The 19,610-nt window shown below is 48.2% G+C and carries 18 protein-coding genes; 5 read left to right on the top strand and 13 right to left on the bottom strand.

Features of this window, described 5'->3' with window-relative positions; all coding sequences use genetic code 11:
* Positions 1-43: 43 nt before the first annotated feature.
* Complete coding sequence (locus FH968_RS09285; protein WP_139878871.1) at positions 44-397, top strand: DUF1428 domain-containing protein; 354 nt, start codon at positions 44-46, stop codon at positions 395-397.
* A 68-nt stretch (positions 398-465) separates the two neighbouring features.
* On the opposite strand, the gene norW is transcribed toward FH968_RS09285, so the two are convergent.
* The gene (gene norW / locus FH968_RS09290) at positions 466-1,599 is read right to left on the bottom strand and encodes an NADH:flavorubredoxin reductase NorW (protein ID WP_139878872.1); all 1,134 of its coding nucleotides are present in this window, start codon (positions 1,597-1,599) and stop codon (positions 466-468) included.
* Complete coding sequence (gene norV, locus FH968_RS09295; protein ID WP_139878873.1) at positions 1,596-3,035, bottom strand: anaerobic nitric oxide reductase flavorubredoxin; 1,440 nt, start codon at positions 3,033-3,035, stop codon at positions 1,596-1,598. Before norV ends, norW begins: the two co-directional genes overlap by 4 nt.
* Before the next feature lie 217 nt (positions 3,036-3,252).
* Here norV and norR point away from each other — a divergent pair, with 217 nt between their 5' ends.
* A complete protein-coding gene (gene norR, locus FH968_RS09300; RefSeq protein ID WP_139878874.1) occupies positions 3,253-4,767 on the top strand; it encodes a nitric oxide reductase transcriptional regulator NorR in 1,515 nt (504 codons plus the stop codon).
* Between the two features lies 1 nt (position 4,768).
* On the opposite strand, the gene FH968_RS09305 is transcribed toward norR, so the two are convergent.
* Entirely contained in the window at positions 4,769-6,340 is a 1,572-nt protein-coding gene (locus tag FH968_RS09305) for an EAL domain-containing protein (protein ID WP_139878875.1), read from the bottom strand.
* Between the two features lie 129 nt (positions 6,341-6,469).
* On the opposite strand from FH968_RS09305, the gene FH968_RS09310 reads away from it, so the two are divergent.
* Entirely contained in the window at positions 6,470-7,192 is a 723-nt protein-coding gene (locus tag FH968_RS09310) for a GntR family transcriptional regulator (protein WP_139878876.1), read from the top strand.
* Here the strand turns inward: FH968_RS09310 and FH968_RS09315 are convergent.
* Entirely contained in the window at positions 7,180-8,379 is a 1,200-nt protein-coding gene (locus FH968_RS09315) for an enolase C-terminal domain-like protein (protein ID WP_139878877.1), read from the bottom strand. The genes FH968_RS09310 and FH968_RS09315 overlap by 13 nt on opposite strands.
* Before the next feature lie 282 nt (positions 8,380-8,661).
* Between FH968_RS09315 and FH968_RS09320 the strand changes: the two genes are divergently transcribed.
* A complete protein-coding gene (locus FH968_RS09320) occupies positions 8,662-10,035 on the top strand; it encodes a PTS transporter subunit EIIC (RefSeq protein ID WP_139878878.1) in 1,374 nt (457 codons plus the stop codon).
* A 33-nt stretch (positions 10,036-10,068) separates the two neighbouring features.
* Here FH968_RS09320 and FH968_RS09325 read toward each other — a convergent pair whose 3' ends face one another.
* Genes FH968_RS09325 through FH968_RS09340 form a run of 4 tightly spaced genes read right to left on the bottom strand, consistent with a single transcriptional unit; the run spans position 10,069 to position 13,378 of the window.
* Positions 10,069-10,740: a methionine ABC transporter permease gene (locus tag FH968_RS09325; protein WP_139878879.1), complete on the bottom strand. Its 672-nt coding sequence runs from the start codon at positions 10,738-10,740 to the stop codon at positions 10,069-10,071.
* Entirely contained in the window at positions 10,725-11,516 is a 792-nt protein-coding gene (locus tag FH968_RS09330) for a methionine ABC transporter ATP-binding protein (RefSeq protein WP_139878880.1), read from the bottom strand. Before FH968_RS09330 ends, FH968_RS09325 begins: the two co-directional genes overlap by 16 nt.
* A complete protein-coding gene (locus FH968_RS09335) occupies positions 11,513-12,322 on the bottom strand; it encodes a MetQ/NlpA family ABC transporter substrate-binding protein (RefSeq protein ID WP_139878881.1) in 810 nt (269 codons plus the stop codon). The genes FH968_RS09330 and FH968_RS09335 overlap by 4 nt, the downstream gene beginning before the upstream one ends.
* A gap of 18 nt (positions 12,323-12,340) precedes the next feature.
* Positions 12,341-13,378 carry an isopenicillin N synthase family oxygenase gene (locus FH968_RS09340; protein WP_139878882.1) on the bottom strand — a complete coding sequence of 346 codons (1,038 nt, stop codon included), beginning with the start codon at positions 13,376-13,378 and terminating at the stop codon, positions 12,341-12,343.
* 316 nt (positions 13,379-13,694) lie between these two features.
* Here FH968_RS09340 and ykgO point away from each other — a divergent pair, with 316 nt between their 5' ends.
* Complete coding sequence (ykgO, locus tag FH968_RS09345; RefSeq protein ID WP_120063973.1) at positions 13,695-13,835, top strand: type B 50S ribosomal protein L36; 141 nt, start codon at positions 13,695-13,697, stop codon at positions 13,833-13,835.
* Between the two features lie 40 nt (positions 13,836-13,875).
* On the opposite strand, the gene FH968_RS09350 is transcribed toward ykgO, so the two are convergent.
* The 5 genes from FH968_RS09350 to acrB form a co-directional block, all read right to left on the bottom strand.
* A complete protein-coding gene (locus FH968_RS09350; RefSeq protein WP_139878883.1) occupies positions 13,876-14,334 on the bottom strand; it encodes a YlaC family protein in 459 nt (152 codons plus the stop codon).
* A gap of 102 nt (positions 14,335-14,436) precedes the next feature.
* Positions 14,437-15,003 carry a maltose O-acetyltransferase gene (gene maa / locus FH968_RS09355; protein ID WP_139878884.1) on the bottom strand — a complete coding sequence of 189 codons (567 nt, stop codon included), beginning with the start codon at positions 15,001-15,003 and terminating at the stop codon, positions 14,437-14,439.
* Between the two features lie 271 nt (positions 15,004-15,274).
* The gene (locus FH968_RS09360; protein ID WP_034493744.1) at positions 15,275-15,493 is read right to left on the bottom strand and encodes an HHA domain-containing protein; all 219 of its coding nucleotides are present in this window, start codon (positions 15,491-15,493) and stop codon (positions 15,275-15,277) included.
* Between the two features lie 29 nt (positions 15,494-15,522).
* Positions 15,523-15,897: an Hha toxicity modulator TomB gene (tomB, locus tag FH968_RS09365; RefSeq protein ID WP_139878885.1), complete on the bottom strand. Its 375-nt coding sequence runs from the start codon at positions 15,895-15,897 to the stop codon at positions 15,523-15,525.
* A gap of 551 nt (positions 15,898-16,448) precedes the next feature.
* Positions 16,449-19,598: a multidrug efflux RND transporter permease subunit AcrB gene (gene acrB, locus FH968_RS09370; protein WP_139878886.1), complete on the bottom strand. Its 3,150-nt coding sequence runs from the start codon at positions 19,596-19,598 to the stop codon at positions 16,449-16,451.
* Between the last annotated feature and the right edge of the window lie 12 nt (positions 19,599-19,610).

Raw genomic sequence — 19,610 nt, forward strand, 5'->3', positions numbered from 1 at the left:
TGGAAAATATCTGCCCGTATTCCTCACACCGTGGAGGTTCACAATGAGTTATGTTGATGGTTTTGTCGTTGCTGTACCTGTAGCAAATAAAGAGGCGTATAAGCAAATGGCCGGGAAGGCGGCACCGTTGTTCAAAGAGTTTGGTGCGTTACGCATCGTGGAATGTTGGGCTGACGATGTGCCCGACGGCAAGCTCACCGACTTCCGGATGGCGGTGAAAGCTGAAGAGAACGAAGACGTTGTTTTTAGCTGGATTGAATATCCGTCAAAAGAAGTGCGTGACGCGGCTAATGCTAAAATGATGTCAGACCCACGGATGAAAGAGTTTGGTGAGTCAATGCCATTTGATGGCAAACGTATGATTTATGGTGGCTTTGCGCCGCTGCTGGACGAATAAGTCCGGCGGGTGACGCGAATGCTAACCCGCTAAATAGCTGGGCGTTTGCGTCACCCACTTAATAAAATTTAAATCTGTAATTCTCGTAGCAACCCAAAAGCCAGTTTCATATGAGCTTCACTGACGATAAATGCCCGTAGCTGTTGCGCTTCATCATAGCCTTTGGCTATTAAACCTTGTGATTCGGCTGCAATCTGCCATTGCAAATCAGTGCGATGAGTTTCACCCGCAAGATGTATTGGCAGCTCAGGCGTTTTTATTTTCACCAGCATTGTAGGTAGCGTCAGCTCATTGTTTTCACCAAGCAAATTTTTGGCAAGTGTCATGGCGCTAAACTGGGTCGGCTGTAGGAACGGTAGCACTTTACCGTCAATTTCAGCGCAGTCTCCCAGCGCGTAAATATTTGCATCCGACGTCTGCAACTGGCGATTAACCTTGATACCTCGGTTCACCGCTAACCCGGCATGCTGTGCTAGCCCGATGTTTGGACGTAGGCCAATTGCGGCCACAACGGCATCCACGCCAATCATTCGCCCGTTGCTTAACGCGGCATTTATTCCCCGCGGTGTTTTGCTCAGTGCATCCAGACGTTGATTAAACAACAACTCGACACCCATTTGGTTCAGGCAATGTTGAAGCCGAGCGCTGACTTGCGCAGGCATCAGCGAAGCGAGCAGGCTAGAAGCGTTATCCACCAGAATGACCTGTTTCCCGGCCCGGCAAAAATCCATTGCCAGCTCAGTGCCAATTAAACCTCCCCCTAAAATCATCACCCGACGCGCATCCCGCAGCGACGTTTCACAAGCCAGGAACTCCTGCTGGCTATTGAGAGTCAGCATCAGCTCTTTTCCCGGAATGGGGGGCCGTAGGGCACTTGAACCGATAGCCAGCACGAGTTTGTCATACGGCCATTGTTGGCTGCCGCATTTCACCAAACATGCACGGGGGTCGATTTCAGACACCCAACTGTTGGTATTCAACGTTAGATTAAATTGCTCAGCAAATTCCCCAGCGCGTTGCCGGGTGATGCTGTCTGCCTGCTGGTTAAGGCTGATGACATGGCTGAGATCTGGCTTGTTGTATTCATCGATACTGTCGGCGGCAATCAGGCGCACAGGCACCTGAAAATCATGCTTGCGGATGTTTTTTACGAGCTGACGAGCGGCGAAACCTGAGCCGATAATTGCGATGCCGTGATTCATTTTGCCTCCGTTGACAGTACATCAAATACGTCTTTTCCAAGAGCGCATTCAGGGCACAGGAAGGTATCGGGTACATCGGCCCATGGTGTTCTGGCTTCAATGTCTTGCATCGGTTCGCCATTTTCAGGGTCGTAAGTCCACTGACAAACACTGCATTGCATACGTGGGCCTAAATCAGCGCAAGTTTTTGCTTCGACACTACTTTTTTGTGGTGCGGAAACGGGGGCTTGAGTTAGTGGTGTGAGTGCCCACTGGCGGGCAATTTCACGGCCATGCTCGCGGCAGACCTCCAGCGCGTCGATATCCGGACGCCATTTTGCTTTCAGGCTCAGCGACATTTCAAAACCAGCATCCTGCAAGCGAGTAGAAAGACGGTCAACCGCACCGCCGCTCCAACCGTGGGAGCCGAATGCGCTGCCACGTTTGGAGCGAAAACGAAGTCCCGTCATCTCTTCAACCAGGCCCGCAATTTTTGGCATCATCACGTTGTTCATGGTAGATGTGCCCACCAGAACACCTTTGGAGCGGAACACGTTGGTCAGAATTTCGTTTTTATCATGGCGGGCCACGTTAAAGATTTTCACCCCAACGCGAGGATCGATTTCGTTAATGCCCTGAGCAATGGCGTCCGCCATCATGCGGGTGTTGTTGGACATGGTGTCGTAGAAAATGGTGATGCGATCTTCCTGGTAATCTGCGGCCCATTTCAGATACAGCTCGACTATCTGCGTTGGATTTTCCCGCCAGACCACGCCGTGGGAGGTAGCAATCATATCCACCGGCAAATTGAAGCCGAGAATTTCGGTGATTTTTGGTGTGACAAGTCGGCTGAACGGCGTAAGAATATTGGCGTAATAGCGCAGACATTGTTCGAACAGTTCAGTCTGATCAACTTCATCGTTAAACAGATGTTCATCGCAATAATGTTGGCCGAAAGCATCGTTACTGAACAACACTGCGTCGCCTGTCATGTAAGTCATCATGCTGTCTGGCCAGTGCAGCATTGGCGTTTCAACGAAGATAAGCTGCTTGTCATTGCCAATATCCAGGCTGTCGCCAGTTTTCACCACATGGAAATTCCATTCCGGATGATGATGGTGGCCGTTAATGGAATCTACACCATTGGCGGTGCAGTAAATCGGCGTATTGGGAATGTGTGACATCAACTCGGTCAGCGCACCGGCATGGTCTTCTTCTGCATGGTTGATGATGATGTAATCGAGCGTGTTCAGGTCAATTTCGCTTGCCAGGTTTTGAACAAATTCTCGGCTGAATTTGTGGTCAACAGTATCGATCAGCACCGTTTTTTCTTCACGTATCAGGTAACTGTTATAGCTGCTGCCTTTCAGCGTTTTATATTCTGTGCCATGAAAATCACGTACTTCCCAGTCACGTTGTCCAACCCATTGAATATTGTTTTTAACCTGGATAGCCATTTGTCAGTACCTCAAAAAGTATAAAAAATAATGCTCGTATTTGATGTATTACAAACGACATGCCAACTTTTTATTGCTTTGATTTTTAAGTATTTTAACTAAATCAGGTTAAATTTTATTGTCATAATGACAGTCTTAATGAATGTCTTTTTGACAATAATATTGTCTTTTTGACAATCAAGGGGTAAGTTGGCGAAATCGTTTAATGGAGCCGCTTATGAGCCTGTCTATTACTTCTCTCGCCAATATTGCCATTGACCTGCAAAGCGGCATTTCTCATCAGGATCGTTTTGCTCGTTTGATTCGAACACTGCGCCAGCTTTTAGGTGGTGATGCCACTGCGTTACTGCGATATGAAGCGCGGCAGTTTCGCCCGCTGGCGATTGATGGTTTGGCGCAAGATGTGCTCGGGAGGCGTTTCGATTTAGATGCACATCCACGGCTGGAAGCCATTGCGCGCGCAGGTGATGTGGTACGGTTTCCGGCGGAAAGCGAATTACCCGATCCATATGATGGCCTTATTCCCGATCACACTGATTTAAAAGTGCATGCCTGTCTCGGTCTGCCGTTGTTTGCCGATCAAAATCTGATTGGTGCGTTAACCGTGGATGGTATGGACCCTTTGCAGTTCGATCATTTCAGCGATGAAGAGTTACGTTTAATCAGCGTGCTGGCAGCAGGCGCGCTAAATAACGCCTTGCTGATAGAACAACTTGAAAACCAAACATCTGCTGTGGCAATGGTTCCTATTGCTACCAAAACCAATAGCGCTGAAATGGTGGGGTTGTCTGCGGGAATTATGCAGCTTAAGAAAGAGATTGAGATTGTCGCGGGCTCTGATCTGAATGTGCTGATTACCGGGGAAACAGGTGTTGGCAAAGAATTGGTCGCGCGTGCGATTCACAGTGGGTCGGCGCGGGCGGCGAATCCATTGGTTTATCTAAATTGTGCGGCGTTGCCGGAAAGTGTGGCGGAAAGTGAACTGTTTGGCCACGTCAAAGGGGCGTTTACAGGTGCCATTCACCATCGCACCGGCAAGTTTGAAATGGCAGACAATGGCACGCTTTTCCTTGACGAAATAGGGGAGCTGCCATTAACGCTACAGGCAAAATTACTGCGGGTTTTGCAGTATGGTGATATTCAGCGCGTGGGTGATGACAGCAGTCATCGCGTGAATGTGCGGGTCCTGGCGGCGACCAACCGTGACCTCAAACAGCATGTGCTGGCTGGGGAGTTTCGGGCTGATCTTTTTCACCGTTTAAGCGTCTTTCCGCTGCATGTCCCGCCACTGCGCGAACGGGGTGATGACATCACGTTATTGGCGGGTTTTTTCTGCGAGCAAAGCCGCGTAAAAATGGGGTTAAAGCAGGTTGCGTTAAGCGATGCTACCCGTGAGTTACTGCGTCGTTACGACTGGCCAGGGAATATTCGCGAGCTGGAACACGCACTGTATCGCGCCACTGTGCTGGCGCGTTCTGGAAAACCAGAGGGTGAAGTCTGGCTTCAACCACAGCATTTTCAGTTAGCGGATGCAGAAGTGAAATCTGTTAATACGCCAGCTGCATCCATGCTTGTCGTCGATAATTTGCGTGCTGCGACGGATGATTACCAGCGCCAGATTATTATCAGCACATTGGACGCCAACGCAGGTAATTGGGCTGCCTGCGCCCGTCAATTACAACTGGATGTTGGTAATTTACACCGCCTTGCGAAGCGCCTTGGTGTGAAATAAATCATGGCGCTTTCGTTATTTTTGCCTGATGTTTCTCGACCCAGTCGATAAACTTATCTTTCGGCAAGGCTTTACTGAACAGCCAGCCCTGGCCGTACTGAACACCTTGTTTGCGTAACCAGGCCGCCTGGCCGGGGGTTTCAATACCTTCGGCTACCATCAGAATATTTAGAGCCTTCGCCATTTCAATAATATGCGGTGTGACGTTTTTATATTCGAGAGCATCGACAAAAGATTTGTCTATTTTTAGAATATCGACATCGAGATCCTGTAAATAACTCAGACTTGAATAACCGGTGCCAAAATCATCAATGTAGATTGCATGCCCGGCTTCGCGATATTGCGCAATAATGGGGGCGGTAATTTTAGGATCAGCAAAACCACGTTCGGTAATTTCAAATGCGATTTGTCCTGGCTTGACCAAATAATGGGCAAGATACGGGCGAATGACTTCAAGAATATGCAGGTTACGCACATCATTTACCCCCATATTAACTGAAATATGGTGGTGTGGATGTTTATGAAGCCAGCCACCAAGCTCCTGAAAAATTATCTCAATGACCTGTTCAGTTAATTGCGTGACCAGCCCTGTCTGCTCCGCCAGAGGAATAAACGCATCCGGGTTTAGCATTGAACCATCTTGTTGTTGCCAACGAATTAGCGCTTCAGCACCAACGCTTTCACCGCTTTGAAGATGAACAATAGGTTGATATACCACGCTAATTTCACGGTTTTTAATCGCATCCATCAACCGATATCGTGGTGATAATAACCGACGCAGAACACTAATTAAGAAGCCACCCGCAGCCAGACTGACGATAAGACCAACAGGTAGCCAGATGAATAATTGCTGATACCAGGCTGTTGCCAATGGTTCCATTGATGCCCAGACAATCATCGCCAGACCGAGGCCTTCATCCCGGCGAATGACATAAAAATTGTTCTCACTTTGAAACTCTTCCGCTCCATGTTCCAGAGGGGGACGCCACGCTCCGGGAACATATCGGCTATTGCTGGCGATCAGCTGGTTATTACGCAGACCAACCATGGCAATATTTAGTGTGTAATTACCAAATGGTAAAACATCAATAAAGGACATTGGATCGACTAACGCGAGATGTGGCTGTTTGCCGATATATATCATCTTGCGCTGAAAACCAGGTGTGGAAGGAATGGTATACCATGCGCTAAAGCCATCCATTCCTTCACGATCGGGCTTGCCTAACGTTTCACCATGAGTGAATGATTCCAGCGAACTACATAGAATTTGGCTATTGTTCTGGAACATGACTTCTTGCACGTAGCGATATTCAAGCGCGACACGGCGCATGGTTTCAGTGTGTACTTGCGTACATGTATTGCCTTTAAAGCGGTTAATATCATCAACGGCGGAAATAGCCTGATCGATGACCTTGCTAGTACGAAGCAGTGCATGATCGGCAAATTCCACCAAATCATCGTGAAAATTCTGTTCGGCATTGCGATGAGCGATATAAACGCTTGATAAAATGGGTATCAAAACCGCCAGAATTAATACACCGCTTACGAGGCTGATGAGCTTTCGGGATGTCATTCTTTTAGACCTGGTTAAGAGGTTAGTTTTTCTAATGTTTTTCCATAGACAAGGTTAGTCTATCCCAGCTTAATGTAGGATGTTATGTTTTACTTCAAGAACTAGCGGGATAAGGTCTGTGGGCCAAAAATGAAGAAAAAAGAGTTCGTTATCCAGGATCTGTTAAGCAAGATTTATCAGCATAACGATTTTAAAAGACGAAAATTACCCCCTGAACGCCAGCTTGCTGTGGAATATGATGTATCGCGCTTCACTATTCGTAAGGCACTGGAAAAACTGGTGAGTATCGGGGTCATTGAGATTATTCAGGGATCTGGGATTTGGATTAACCCGCAGGCGCGTAATAACCCACTCGTTTATAACTCTATTACCGAAAAGCGTTTTGATCAGATGGCTTTTCGCATGGTGAACCTGCATAAAAAATTACCGAACAAAGAAGAGCAGCAGGTATTTGGTCTGGGTGAGGATGACTATATTTGGCAATTTTGTCGCCTGCGATATGTTGATAATCAAAAGGTCCAGATTGAGATTTCACGGATGCCGGTGCAGGATTTCCCCGATCTGAATCAGCACGTTATTGAGCAGTCGATTCAACAATATGTGCTCAGTAAAGGGTTCCGTATTTCTCACTTGTTAACCAGCTACCAGGCAGTGGCGATTAATAAGGAGCAGGCAGCTTTGCTGGAGTGTAAAAAAGGCACCCCAGCGATGCGCATCATCAACCGGGGGATTCTCGAAGGGGGGCGAGTTTTTGAAATAAGTGATATCGTCGATATCAATTATTCCTGCACCTACGTCACCCCTTATAACCACGATAATCTGGCCTACCGACAGGGTACTCAGGGAGTGTGAATCGCCCCGTTTGGCAAACGGCTTTGCGTCCACTCGTGTGGGCGATATTCCACTGGGAAAGCTTCGGCTTTTTGTTGATCAAATTTTACGCCAATACCTGGTTTTTCAAGCGGATAAATATATCCAAGCTCCGCAACTGGCGCGCCGGGGAATACCGATTCGGTATTTGGTTTATTCGGGATGAATTCCTGAATCGCGGCGTTGTGCAGATGAATGTTCAAATGTGTATTCACCGCCACGCCAATGGGCGTCATATCGCCGGGACCATGCCAGGCAAGACGAACGCCAAAAGCCTGGCAAAGAATGGCGAGTTTTAGCGCGGGCGTTATTCCACCAATTTGTGAAACGTGGCAGCGGATAAAATCGATGCGTCGATTCACAATCAAATCATGCCATTCAGCCGGATTATTAAAGAGTTCACCCATTGCAAGTGGGACCGACGAGTGCGCGCGCACCTGCTCTAACCAGGCGCTTTGCTGTGGTGGCAAAATATCTTCGATAAACCACGGTTGGTACGGTTCAAGCGCTTTTGCTAACTGCACGGCTTGCTGCGGGAATAAGCGTTCATGCACATCGTGGAGAATATGGAACTGGTTGCCGTACTTCTCGCGCAGCGCCTTAAACATCGCCACGGTATTGGCCATATATTCGTCCTGGTCATAATAAGCTCCCGGCGTTGGTGTTTTGGTGGCGTGTAATCCCTGAGGCGTGCCACCGTAAAAACCTAATTGGCAACGAATGTAGCGATACCCTTGTGCAAGAAGTTTGTCGACTTCCAGATACAACCCTTCCAGTGTTTCACTGGCGGCGTGGCTGTAAGCGGCGATAGCATCTTTCGATTTGCCCCCGAAGAGCTGATACAGAGGCATATCCGCAAGCTGGCCTTTAATATCCCAAAGCGCCATGTCGACACCGGCAATGGCATTGTTGATTACCGGGCCGTTACGCCAGTAAGCATTGACCGTCATCATCTGCCACAGGTCTTCAATGTTGTTCGCATCGCGGCCAATTAACAGCGGTTTGAGATATTCATCGACCATGGTTTTTACCGCCAAAGGGCGCTGTTGGAAAGTCGCGCAACCATGACCTGTCACACCCTTATCGGTGGTGACTCGCACGGTAATAAGATTGTGACGGTCGGGACGAGTAATAAAGCATTCAATATTTTCAATAATTGTTGGTTTCACGAGATAACTCCACAGACCGTGAGATAACAGGCTTATGTTATTTACTATCACCTTATTTTTTAGTTCGGGTAAATCATTTTTTTTGCTTATTTTTATTGGTCAGGAAAAGATGCTCGGTAAGCATAAAAACCATACCAATTTGTATCTTTATGGTGTTTTGTGGCCTTTGTGATGGCTAATTGTGACGGTGTTCAAAGTTTATTGGTTTGTTTTAGTGGTTTCGATTCCCTACCATCAGTGGCATTCAACGCATAACAATAAGCAATTCTTTGGGAGTGACAGATGGGGACTCGTGATGCCATTAATAATATTATTCACCTTATAGGTGGTGCGGATAATATTAGTAAAGCCTGGCACTGTATGACGCGCTTGCGCTTCTCTCTGATTGACGAAAATAAAATTGATCAGTCGGCAATTAAAAAAATACCGGGTGTATTAGGTGCTCAAATTCAGAGTGATCAATTCCAGATTATCATTGGCCCACAGGTGAATAGTTGGTATGAGCAGCTAACCAACGTGCTGGGTTCAGCATCAGAACAAAGCACAGCACCGGCCAGCCAGAAGAAAGCGCGAAAAAGCCTGGTATCGATGTTTATGGATACGGTGTCGGGCGTATTTGGGCCGATTGTTCCTGCTATTGCTGGTGCCGGGATGATCAAAGGCTTGCTGGCGGGGTTGATCGCGCTGAAAGTGGTTTCAGCGAAAAGTGACACAGTTATCGTCATCGATTTGATTGCCAGTGGCGTGTTCTACTTTTTACCGTTCTTCCTCGCAATCTCTGCTGCTCGTATCTTTAAAACCAATGAATATCTGGCAGCTGCGGTTGCCGCCTGTTTCATGTATCCATCGCTGATTGAAGCGGCAAAAATGCTGGCAAGCCATTCGCCGGATGCGGTCGATGCGTTCTATTTTCTGAACGTGATACCAGTGTCGGTGTTTAATTACGCTTCAAGCGTAATCCCAGTAATTTTCTCTGTACTGGCTTTGAGTTACATCCATCGCTGGGTGGATAAATTTATGCCGGACGTGTTGAAAACCGTATTCACGCCAACGCTCACTTTGTTCCTTGCGGCACTAGTTGCACTTGTGGTTATTGGGCCGTTGGGGATTTATTTGGGTAAAGCGCTGGCATGGTTTATCGAAGGGTTGTTTGGTGTGTCGGCAAGTTTTGCCGGGTTGGTAGTAGGTGCGATTCGCCCAGTAGCGATTTTGACCGGTATGCACCACGCGATGACACCTATCGCACTGCAAAACTTTACCGACCGTGGATATGACATGCTAATGCCGATGATGTTTATGGCGAACATGGCCATTGCTGGTTCCACCTTTGCCATCTGGAAACAGAGCAAATCGCGTGAAGAAAGGGCTGTGGTTTTGCCTGCGGCAATTTCTGCTCTGCTCGGGATTACGGAACCTGCACTGTTTGGTGTTCTAACGCGCTACAAGAAAGCGTTTATTGCGGCGACTATCGCAAGTTCCATCGCCTCAGCCTTTATCGCCTTCTTTGGTGTGCGTTTGTATGGCTATATTTTGTCGAGCATTTTTAGCTTGCCTGCGTATATCGGCCCGTATTTTATCTTTGCATTGATGGGTGTAGCGCTGGCATTAGGGTTGTCGTTTACGTTGACCACTGTTCTGGTGCGTGAAAAGGCCTGATAACAAAAGGTGGATGATGAATCCACCTTTTAATTAGCGTCGGTGCGCCAGGCGGCGTACCAGATGATTGCCAACACTTTGAACCAATTGCACCATCGCGACCAGAATCACTACGGTACCGACCATCACTTGGTTGTTAAATCGCTGATAACCGTAGCGAATCGCCAGGTCGCCTAACCCACCACCGCCAATTACGCCCGCCATCGACGAAAATCCAATCAGCATCACAATGGTCAATGTGATACCCGCCAGAAGGGCAGGCAGCGCTTCGGGTAGTAACACTTTTCCGATGATATGCCAGACGTTTCCACCCATAGAAAGAATGGCTTCGATACGACCTTTGTCCACTTCATCTAACGCGCTTTCTACTACTCGGGCAAAGAATGGGAAAGCGCCGATGGTTATCGGAACCACTGCCGCGGTGCTGCCAAGCGTGGTGCCGACGATAATACGGGTGAATGGTATCAGGGCAATCAGCAGCACGATAAACGGCAGCGAACGTCCGACGTTTACTATGCCACCCATAATCTGATTCATCTTCGGTGCGGGCAGCACGCCATCGCGACGGGTGAGAAATAACAATACGCCCAGCGGTAAACCAATAATGATGGTAAACAGCGCCGCAAGACCGACCATATAAAGAGTATCCAGCGTGCCATCAAGCAGTAATGGCCACAAATCTTCCCACGCTAAGCGACTTCGCATAACACTCTCCCTGACGCGGCGATACGGCGTAAAAATGCCTGCTCAGCTGCATCTCCCGGGAGTAACACCTGGCGCAGGCGGGAATAGGGGGTCGCCAGTAATTCGGACAGCGAACCGCTTTCTATCAGCTTGCCATTTTCTAATAGCGCCGCGTGATCGCAGATAGCTTTCACGACTTCTAGCTGGTGGGTAATCAGCACAATGGTGACGTCCAGTTTACGGTTGATGTCCATCAGCAGCGCCAGCACCGATGTTGTTGTTTCGCTGTCTAATGCGCTGGTGGCTTCATCACACAGCAGAATATCAGGATGTACCGCAAGCGCACGGGCGATGCCTACGCGTTGCTTTTGCCCACCGGAAAGCTGAGAGGGAAACGCCTGTGCTTTATCGCTCAGGCCAACCAGTTGCAGCAATTCTGCGATACGTTGTTGGCGCATTTCACGCGAATGCCCGGCGATTTCCAGCGGCACGGCTATATTGTCGGCCACATTGCGAGCGTGAATAAGATTGAAATGCTGGAACACCATTCCAGTGCGCTGGCGATGTGCTCGCAACTCACGATTAGTGAGCGTAGTGATATCCACGCCCTTCATCAAAATACGGCCCGATGTGGGCCGCTCCAGTAAATTGAGACAGCGAACCAAGGTACTTTTCCCCGCTCCGCTGCGCCCAAGAATGCCGTAGATTGCGCCCTTTGGCACAGTCAGCGAGACATTATCCAGAACCGGTTGGCCTCCTCCGGCATACACTTTGCTCAGCCGCTCAAGGGTTATCATGATTGCGGTGCGGCGACAGGGATCACTGAGCCGTTAAACTGCTTACGAATAAATTCAGCAACCTGTGGTGATTGCAGATCTTTCGCCAGCTCTTTGATTCGTGGATCGTTTGCCAGATTTGGGTTGGTGACCAAAATATTGGCGTAAGGATTATGACTGGCGCTTTCCAACCCTAACGCATCTTTCGACGGGGTTAATCCGGCCTCCAGCGCGTAGTTGCCATTAATAACAGCCAGATCCACGTCATCCAATGAGCGCGGTAATTGTGGCGCTTCTATCTCAACAATCTTCAGCTTCTTCGGATTGCTGGCGATGTCACGCGGAGTGGCCAGATTTTGTGCCGCGTCTTTAAATTCAGGCTTAAGGGTAATCAACCCGTTGTCCTGTAAAAGGTACAGCGCACGGCTCAGGTTGGTAACGTTGTTTGGAATCGCGATAGTGGCATTTTCGGGAATCGATTTTAGGTCTTTGTATTTGTGTGAATAAATTCCCAATGGCTCGATATGAACGGTAGCGGCAACGGTGAATTTTTTACCCAGCGCTTTTTCCTGATCGCGCAAATAAGGCACATGCTGGAAATAGTTGGCATCAACGTCGCCATTCGCCAGCAGTTCGTTCGCGTTTACACCATTGCTAAGCTCTATGATTTTTAATTTCAGGTTCGGATCGAGTTTTTGCACGAATGCGAGGATCTCTGCGTGTGGAACGGGATCGGCGGCGATGCGCAAAGTTTCTGTAGCTTGAGTACTAAAAGCCAGGGTCAAAGACAGCGCTAACCCTGCCAGTTTAAAAGAGGCATTTTTCATGTTGTGTTCCTTTAATGTTTAAGCGATAAGTTCAGTGCTGTTACGCAAGACATCCGGGTAATAACGTTCCGCCACATCGGGGTGAGAACGCAGGCGACCTTTTAGATAATTCCATCCGACATCACGCAGCAACGGGTTATGCGGGTCGCTTTCCGGCCCGAGAGCTTGTTGTGCAAGCGCTGGCGGCAGAGCATAAACTGGCACAATGGCATCTAATTGTGCGCCGAGAAAAAATGCGATGGACTGGCGTTCATGTCCCTGCGGCGGGGAAATCACCCGATGTACCGTGGCCCGCAAATAGCCATTGGTTGCCAGCTCAAGCAATTCACCAATATTCACCACAAAACTGCCAGGTAAGGGGGATGCATCTATCCAGTTATCCGGCGTAACCTCTACCTGTAAACCTTGCTGCTGGTCTTGCAATAGAAAGCTCAGGAATCCTGAGTCCTTATGAGCACCTACTCCCTGATTCCCATCCGTTGCCTTTTGGCCGGGATAGCGGATAAGTTTGATGTGCTCATTCGGTTTATTGCCATAAAGGCTATCAAAACTGTTTGCCGGGAGTTCCAGCGCTTGAGCAAAAGTGCGCAGCAGTTTCAACGCTACAGCGGTCATTTCGCTCTGAAATTGCAAGAGGGTAGGTTTGAGTGTCGGTAATGATTCAGGCCAGAGATTTGGCCCTTGCAGGCGAAGCCAGCCAGGTTGCGTTTCATTGACTGAAAGAGCAGGGCGTTCGGCGCCAATATCGAACTGTTCGCGCCAGTCAGGTTTACCACGGGTTAATTCACTGGCAGCACGGTTATAACCGCGAAAATGGGGCGAGTGAATCATGGCGACTTTTTGTTTTTCAGCGTCTGGCAAAGCAAAAAACAGCTGTGCTTCATCCTGAACCGCCTGTTGTAGTTCCGGGCTGATACCATGGTTAATCAGGTAGAAGAAACCGATATCACGAGCGGCATGGCGCAGTTGTTCAAGAAACGCAACGCGGTCAGTCGCTGTACCATCAAGGGCTAAAAGATCGAGTATTGGCAATGCCTGGGTCGTTGTTCTGCTCATTCTGGACTCCGCTTAATTCAGATGTTTTTCCGACACGTTTTGATTTTTTTGCCCAACAACAACAGCGCTGATCCATGGTTTTATCCTTTCTTGATTGATGTAGAGTTCGTAGAAATTACATTGCCGCAAGTGATACATGCCGCCCAATATTGTTATCTTCTAAGTTATGGTCGGGCAGGGTTCTATGCATTTGCAAATTCTGGCTAACAGGAATTGCACAGGAAGAGTTTCTATAAACAGGCTTGCTTTTTTTTCATCCATCTTTTATTTTATTGATATGTTATAACGTAATAATAAAATACTAAAGGAATAAACCATGAAGGTTCTGAATTCATTACGTAGTGCGAAACAACGTCATCCGGATTGTCAGATAGTGAAACGCAAAGGGCGGCTATATGTGATTTGCAAAAGCAACCCGCGTTTTAAAGCGGTGCAGGGCGGGAAGAAACGGCGATGAAATAAGGGGCTGTGGCCCCTTATTTTGTCATTGGCATGCGTTATGCGCGGCCTAAAGAGAAGATATCGTAAAAGGAGAGATCACCTTTAGTGGTCATCATTTTATGCAGCAGAGATTTCTGTTGTTCATCCACGCCAGGGGAATGCAGTATTTTATCGATGAGTGTCGGGGGAACATTGCGGGTGTTGTACCACTCGCCGTTATAGCAAACACGCAAATCCAGCACATCAATGTCATCGTAGTGATAGCGTGGGTTCACGTCGAAAAAGAAAAAAGCATTCAGTAGCGCAAATAGCACTACAAGCAACCAAACCGAACCTGCCAGAGTGTCCGACTCCAGCATCACCCATAGCGTGGCAAACCAACCTACCCACATACCGATAAATAACCCGGGATGTTTGCGGATAAAGCTGATGCTAAAACGCGGACGATTATCGCGTTTTTCTTCGGCATTGAGTTGTTCGATAGTATCGGTGAGGAGGCGCTGAATTTCAGTCATGATGAGCCTTTTGAACTTGAACGCTACAGGCAGAGAACTGTTATTTTAAGAAGCCCTGTGAGGGTAAAAAAGTAACAGTTCTGCCAAAAAAAACCATAACAGTTACTGGCGGGCCACCGGAACCATTTTTATCAATCGCGCTGGGTTTCCTACAACAACCGAGTTTGCCGGAATATCTTTGGTGACAACAGAGCCTGCACCAATCACGACATTATCACCAATGTGAACACCAGGGTTGATAATAGCGCGCCCGCCAATCCAGACATTGTTGCCAATCGTCACGGGTTTTCCGAATTCAACGCCACTATTGCGTGTTTCGGCATCCAGCGGATGTGTCGCAGTATAAATATGAACGCCGGGCGCTAGCATGCAATTATCACCGATGTGAACTGGACAAACATCGAGAATCACACAGTCAAAATTAGCGTAGAAGTTTTTTCCGAGGTAAATATTGTAACCGTAATCACAACGAAACGACGGTTCAATGTAAGCGTCCCCACTTTGGCCTAAAAGTTGTCCAAGCAATTGCGCGCGAACAGCTTTTTCATCTGGGGCTGTGTGATTAAATCGATGAATTAAATGACGAGCGTAGATACGATCATCTCGAAGTTGTTGATCATCAGGGCGATAAAGCTCACCCGCTATCATTTTCTGTTTTTCTTCACTCATGGCGATGCCTTTTATAAATAGACCGGACACCTGATACCGTAAGCGATTAGTTTGTTATTAATGAGAGCGCTCTTTACTTCTGTGACGCTAATCGCATAGTTAAATGCAGCTATTGTCAGGAGCATCGCTTGTCACACACAACTATACAGCCCATGAATTGTGGCCATTTAGTCACAAGGTTAGTGACTCAACGAGGGATGATGTTCATTCCCTGAAGGTACAACAACATGTCAGCTTGAACCCCATAAAACTTAATAACGATTAAGCGTTATTAACGGATAAATGACCATACAGAAGGAGGTATTTTATCGTAAAGCTTATTCATGGTCAGTTCAGCCAGACGGTGGTCCGCAGCAGAATAGAATACTGCCAATTCATTATCTGATAATTCGTATTTATTTTTTTCAATTACACGTTCTAAGGTATCAATTGTTTGGCAGCGTCGCAGACGCATCAAATAATCGGTCTTAGTTAATGGTTTTGTTGTCATAAAATCACCTTATACATCTTGTAATAGTTCTAAAAGGAGAGGCTTACAGGGTTAGCACGGCTCTCTGTGACGAAACATCGGAATAATCGATTTCCCGACTTGCGCCATTTCTGCAAGTCTTGCGCATTGATGCCATAGTTACTGAACAGCATAAATGTATCGTCCAAATATTCATCAATTTGTTCAATCAATTTACTCCCATCATCATACTTAATTTTGTAATTAAGTGCGAAGGCAGCAATGTGTTCAATCAATTCATTCAGCTGCAAGTTAATGGCCGAAGTAGGATCATTAACCCAACCATGATTACTCTCGCCGAGGTTGGCTAAGCAGTCATGATACAGATTTTCGCAGAGAAATTTAAGCTGCGCAATATCATGCCGTTTTGGTGAGTATTCGTCCATAATGCAGCCCCTTTTATCGAAGAAATTTGATAAACACAACACGTTGGGGTGGACACACCTGGATGAGGTGGGGATCAATTACAACGATTATTCCATATACGTTTACTATAAATCAATCCGCATGAGATTTCCTTTCACTATTACGAAAAATTACATTTACAGTAAAGCCGTTTACTCTAACATAATGTTTATTAAGACTTTCACGATTTTTAAAAGCTTTTTCTGATAAATTAACTTAAGTAATGCTTAAGGAAAATAGTTTATTTTCAATAAGTTAATTTTTTGTTGTTGTAATGAATCTGCAACGGGCCATAAATTAATAATTGTTTAGGATTAGTCCTAATAAATAAGTATGAATCTTTCTTAACTTTTTCTCCCGTGAATTTAAGAAATATCCTGTCTTAAAATTTAAGGGTAATCGCTGTGTTATTGCAACATTTTGAAACCTTTCGTTGAAAAAGGCAGCAGCTATCATTATTAATTAATATGATAAATCAGACGACAGATATAAAAAAGGCCGCTTGCGCGGCCTTTTAATTGCAGTACAAATCTTACTTGTGCTGCTCAACTGCGTGAGTGTGCTCAATGTCTTCAGACTTACGGCTGAAGCGACGGCGAACCACCACGAAGAACACAGGTACGAAGAAGATAGCCAGTACGGTTGCAGTAACCATCCCGCCCATTACTCCAGTACCTACTGCGTTCTGTGCGCCGGAGCCTGCACCGGAGCTGATTACCAGTGGCATTACCCCGAGGATAAACGCCAGGGATGTCATCAGAATCGGACGCAGACGCATACGAACGGCTTCCAGTGTGGATTCAATCAGGCCTTTACCTTCTTTATCCATCAGGTCTTTGGCGAATTCTACGATAAGTATCGCGTTCTTCGCCGACAGGCCAATGGTTGTCAGCAGGCCTACCTGGAAGTACACATCGTTCGTTAGCCCACGGAATGTCGCAGCAAGTAGCGCACCGACAACACCGAGTGGAACAACCAGCATAACCGAGAATGGAATCGACCAGCTCTCGTACAGTGCTGCCAGACACAGGAATACCACTATCAGAGAAATGGCATACAAGGCAGGAGCCTGATTACCTGACAGACGTTCCTGATAGGACATACCGGTCCAATCATAACCCACGCCGGTTGGCAGTTTGCCCGCCAGCTCTTCCATCAACAGCATGGCTTCGCCGGTACTCTTACCCGGAGCTGCCTGGCCCAGGATCTCCATGGATGGCAGACCGTTATAGCGTTCCAGACGCGGTGAACCGTATTCCCAGCGCGAGGTGGAGAAGGCGGAGAACGGTACCATCTGCCCGTCGCTGCCACGTACGTACCAGTTACCAATATCACTCGGCAGCATGCGGTACGGGGCTTCAGACATCAGATAAACTTTTTTCACACGTCCACGGTCAACGAAGTCATTGACGTAGCTCCCACCCCAGGCGGCACCCAGCGTGGTATTGATGTCGCTAATGGACACCCCCAGCGCCTGTGCTTTTTCCTGATCGATATCGACCTTGAACTGCGGCGTATCTTCCAGACCGTTAGGACGTACGCCGACCAGCATATCCGGATGTTTTGCCACTTCGCCAAACAGCTGGTTACGCGCCTGAGTCAATTTTTCGTGACCAAGGCCTGCCTGATCGATCAGCTGGAAATCGAAGCCGGTTGCAGTACCCAGTTCAACAATCGCGGGCAGGTTAAAGGCAAAGACCATTGCATCTTTAATCTGCGAGAAGTGAGCCATTGCCCGACCAGTAATCGCCTCAACTTTGTTCTCTGAGCCTGGACGTTGGCTCCAGTCTTTCAGAGAAACGAACGCGATACCGGTGTTCTGCCCACGACCGGCGAAGCCGAAGCCGTTAACCGCAAACACCGACTCAACGTTGGCTTTCTCTTTGTTGAGGTAATAATCGGTCACTTCATCGAGCACTTTCTGCGTACGTTCCTGGGTCGCCCCTGCTGGCAGTTGCGCCATAGTCAGGAATACGCCCTGGTCTTCGTCTGGCAAGAATGAACTTGGCAGGCGAACGAACAGATAGGCCATGCCGACGACGATGATGATATAGAGCAGCAAGTAACGACCGGTGCTGCGCAGAATGTTACCTACGCTGTCGGTGTAGTGGTGCGTGCTCTTATCAAACATGCGGTTAAACCAGCCGAAGAACCCTTTGTGCGTGCCATGACCGCCTTTCTGAATCGGCTTCAGCATGGTGGCACACAGGGCAGGAGTCAGAATCAACGCCACGAGTACCGAGAGCGCCATCGCCGAAACGATGGTGATGGAAAACTGACGATAGATTGCCCCGGTGGAACCCCCGAAGAACGCCATCGGAATAAATACGGCTGACAGCACCATGGCGATACCGACCAGTGCGCCTTGAATCTGGCTCATTGATTTACGGGTCGCTTCTTTCGGCGGCAGGCCTTCCTCGGCCATTACACGCTCGACGTTTTCCACCACCACGATGGCGTCATCCACCAGCAGGCCGATGGCGAGCACCATCCCGAACATCGTTAGGGTGTTTATCGAGTAGCCGAAGATGGAAAGCACCGCAAAGGTGCCTAATAATACAACCGGTACGGCGATGGTCGGGATAAGCGTGGCTCGGAAGTTCTGCAGGAACAGATACATGACGAGGAACACCAGGATTATCGCTTCAACCAGCGTTTTCACCACTTCATGAATCGAGATTTTCACGAATGGAGTGGTGTCGTACGGGTAGACGATTTTCATCCCTGCGGGGAAGAACGGTTCCATGCGTTTCAGTTCTTCACGGATCGCATCGGCGGTGTTCAACGCGTTCGCGCCGGTCGCCAGTTTGATCCCCAGACCGGACGCCGGCTGGCCGTTAAACTTGGCGATAACATCATAGTTCTCACCCCCGAGCTCAACTTTTGCGACGTCACGTAAACGAACCTGCGAACCGTCCGGGTTCACTTTCAGCAGAATTTTGCTGAATTCGTCCGCGTTGGTCAGTCGGGTCTGTGCCACGATAGACGCGTTTAGCTGCTGGCCTTTCACCGGTGGTGTGCCGCCTAACTGACCGGCTGCCACCTGGGCGTTCTGAGCTTTCAGCGCGCTGATAACGTCAACAGGCGTCAACTGGAAGTTATTCAGTTTATTCGGATCCATCCAGATACGCATGGCGTACTGAGAACCGAACAGCTGAACGTCACCCACGCCGGAAGTACGGCTGATAGGATCCTTCATGTTGGCGGAAACGTAGTCGGAAATATCGTCCTGCGTCATGGTGCCGTTGGTATTGATAACACCGACAACCATCAGGAAGCTACTGGACGCTTTCTCAACGCTCACGCCCTGCTGCTGAACTTCCTGCGGCAGAAGCGGCATCGCCAGCTGCAGTTTGTTCTGTACCTGCACCTGCGCGATATCCGGATCGGTACCGGACTGGAACGTCAGGGTAATGGTTGCCGTACCCGTGGAGTCACCGTTCGAAGACATGTACATCAGGTTATCGATACCGTTCATGTTCTGTTCGATAACCTGCGTCACGGTATTCTGGACGGTTTCAGCATCTGCGCCGGGATATACGGCGGTGATGGCGATAGCCGGTGGCGCAATCGTGGGATATTGCGCAATCGGCAGTTTGAGGATCGCAAGTCCCCCTGCCAGCATGATAATGATGGCGATCACCCAAGCGAAAATGGGGCGATCGATAAAGAAATTAGACATGTCTTAACGTCT

This window comes from Buttiauxella sp. B2 (assembly GCF_006376615.1).
In the GTDB taxonomy this organism is placed as follows: Bacteria; Pseudomonadota; Gammaproteobacteria; order Enterobacterales; family Enterobacteriaceae; genus Buttiauxella.